Below are 2520 nucleotides of genomic sequence, written 5' to 3'. Positions count from 1 at the left end.
TTCTTTCCGCAATTCGCCCAGCAGCTGGTCAACGGCCTGACGCTGGGCGCGATCTATGCGTTGATCGCCATCGGCTACTCGATGGTCTACGGGATCATCGGCATGATCAACTTCGCCCACGGCGAGATCTACATGATCGGCGCGTACGTGGGCCTCGTGACCCTGACCTCGATCGGCGTGTCCGCCGGCTATCCGCTGCCGCTCGTGCTCGGCGCGGCGCTGATCGTGTCGGTGGTCGTCACCGGGCTGTACGGCTTTGCCGTCGAGCGCGTCGCGTACCGGCCGCTGCGCGGCGGGCCGCGCCTCGTGCCGCTGATCTCCGCGATCGGCATGTCGATCTTCCTGCAGAACTACGTGCAGATCGGCCAGGGCGCGCGCGACGTGTCCGTGCCGGTGCTGATCTCCGGCGCGTTCGACATCCATCTCGGCGGCGACTTCGACGTGACGATTCCGTATTCGCGCCTGCTGATCGTCTGCGTGACGCTCGTACTGATGATCGCGCTCACGCTGTTCATCTCGCATTCGCGGATGGGCCGCGCATGCCGCGCGTGCGCCGAGGACATGAAGATGGCGAACCTGCTCGGCATCGACACGAACCGCGTGATCTCGTTCACGTTCGTGCTCGGCGCGATGCTGGCCGCCGTCGGCGGCGTGCTGATCGGCCTGACGATCGGCAAGCTGAACCCGTATATCGGTTTCGTCGCGGGCATCAAGGCGTTCACCGCCGCGGTGCTCGGCGGGATCGGCAGCATTCCGGGCGCGATGCTCGGCGGCGTGCTGCTCGGGCTGGCCGAAACCTTCGCAGCAGGCTACATGCCGGCCGAGTACAAGGACGTCGTCGCGTTCGGCCTGCTCGTGCTGATCCTGCTCTTCCGCCCGACCGGCCTGCTCGGCAAGTCGGACATCGAAAAGGTTTGAGGGAGGCGCAGATGAGTCAAGTCATTTCCGTCCGCCGGCCGGCTGCCGGCGCCTCGTTCGGCGATACGCTGAAGAACGCGACGGCCGCCGCGATCCTGACGGCGATCCTCACGGTGCCCGTGCTCGGCCTGCAGCTGAAGCTCGACGGCTACCAGGTCGTGCTCGAACCGCACTGGCGTCCGGTGTGGATCGCGGTCGCGGCCGTGTTCCTGTTCCAGCTGTTCAAGCCGTGGCTCACGCGCGCGAAAACGGCCGTCAAGCTGCCGGCGATGCCCGCGATGGGCGCGCAGCAGCAACGCACGGTCGTCTGGCTGCTGCTCGCGTTCGGCCTCGTGTGGCCGTTCTTCGGGTCGCGCGGCGCGGTCGACATCGCGACGCTCGCGCTGATCTACGTGATCCTCGGCCTCGGGCTGAACATCGTCGTCGGTTTCGCGGGCCTGCTCGACCTCGGCTATGTCGGCTTCTACGCGGTCGGCGGCTACACGTACGCGATGCTGAACCAGTACTTCGGGCTCACGTTCTGGGAATGCCTGCCGCTCGCCGCAATCGCGTCGGCGACGTTCGGCTTCCTGCTCGGCTTCCCGGTGCTACGGCTGCGCGGCGACTATCTCGCGATCGTCACGCTCGGCTTCGGCGAGATCATCCGCCTGCTCGCGAACAACCTGACGAGCCTCACGGGTGGCCCGGACGGCATCTCGAGCATTCCGAAGCCGACCGTGTTCGGCTTCGAGATGGCGCGCTCGGCGAGCGTCGAAGGTGCGAAGACGTTCCATGAGCTGATCGGGCTGGAATACAGCGGCGACCACGTGGTGATCTTCCTGTACCTGCTCGCGCTCGTGCTCGTCTGCTTCACGCTGTTCGTGACGAGCCGCCTGATCCGGATGCCGATGGGCCGCGCGTGGGAAGCGCTGCGCGACGACGAGATCGCGTGCCGTTCGCTGGGCCTGAACCCGACCCGCATCAAGCTGTCGGCGTTCACGCTCGGCGCGGCGTTCGCGGGCATCGGCGGCGCGTTCTTCGCGGCGCGCCAGGGCCTCGTGAACCCCGAATCGTTCACCTTCATCGAGTCGGCGCTGATCCTCGCGATCGTCGTGCTCGGCGGGATGGGCTCGCAGCTCGGCGTGATTCTCGCGGCAATCCTGCTGACGATCCTGCCCGAAGTCGCGCGCGGCTTTGCCGAGTACCGGATGCTGATCTTCGGCCTGGTGATGGTGTTGATGATGATGTGGCGTCCGCAGGGCCTGCTGCCCGCGAGCCGTCCCCACGTGGAGCTGCCGCAATGAGCGCGAATGCAGAACTGTTGAAGGTCGCCGGGCTGCAGATGCGCTTTGGCGGGCTGCTCGCCGTCGACGGGATCGATTTCGACGTGCGCCGCGACGAGGTGTTCGCGATCATCGGGCCGAACGGCGCGGGCAAGACCACGGTGTTCAACTGCGTCGGCGGCTTCTACAAGCCGACCTCGGGCGACGTCGTGCTCGACGGCCATCAGATCGCGGGGCTGTCGAGCCACCGGATCGCGCTGAAGGGCCTCGTGCGGACGTTCCAGAACATCCGCCTGTTCAAGTCGCTGACCGTCGTCGAGAACCTGCTCGTCGCGCAGCA

Annotated in this window: 3 protein-coding genes; all 3 read left to right on the top strand. The window is 66.7% G+C overall.

Translation table 11 applies throughout. The features are described from left to right. A partial coding sequence (gene livH / locus G3N94_RS40865; protein WP_205799843.1) for a high-affinity branched-chain amino acid ABC transporter permease LivH occupies positions 1 to 918 on the top strand: 918 nt, incomplete at its 5' end. Positions 919 to 929: 11 nt separating this feature from the next. Further along, complete coding sequence (locus G3N94_RS40860; RefSeq protein ID WP_205799842.1) at positions 930 to 2201, top strand: high-affinity branched-chain amino acid ABC transporter permease LivM; 1272 nt, start codon at positions 930 to 932, stop codon at positions 2199 to 2201. Then, the coding region (locus G3N94_RS40855) for an ATP-binding cassette domain-containing protein (protein WP_205799841.1) at positions 2198 to 2520 on the top strand (323 nt) is incomplete at its 3' end. The genes G3N94_RS40860 and G3N94_RS40855, both read left to right, overlap by 4 nt.

The organism is Burkholderia sp. Ac-20353, assembly GCF_017104785.1.
Lineage (GTDB): Bacteria > Pseudomonadota > Gammaproteobacteria > Burkholderiales > Burkholderiaceae > Burkholderia.
This window is presented reverse-complemented; position numbering and strand designations above follow the sequence as displayed.

Excerpts from the sequence above, each read along its gene's own strand:
- G3N94_RS40860 (WP_205799842.1), top strand. The coding sequence starts at position 930 with ATGAGTCAAGTCATTTCCGTCCGCCGGCCGGCTGCCGGCGCCTCGTTC.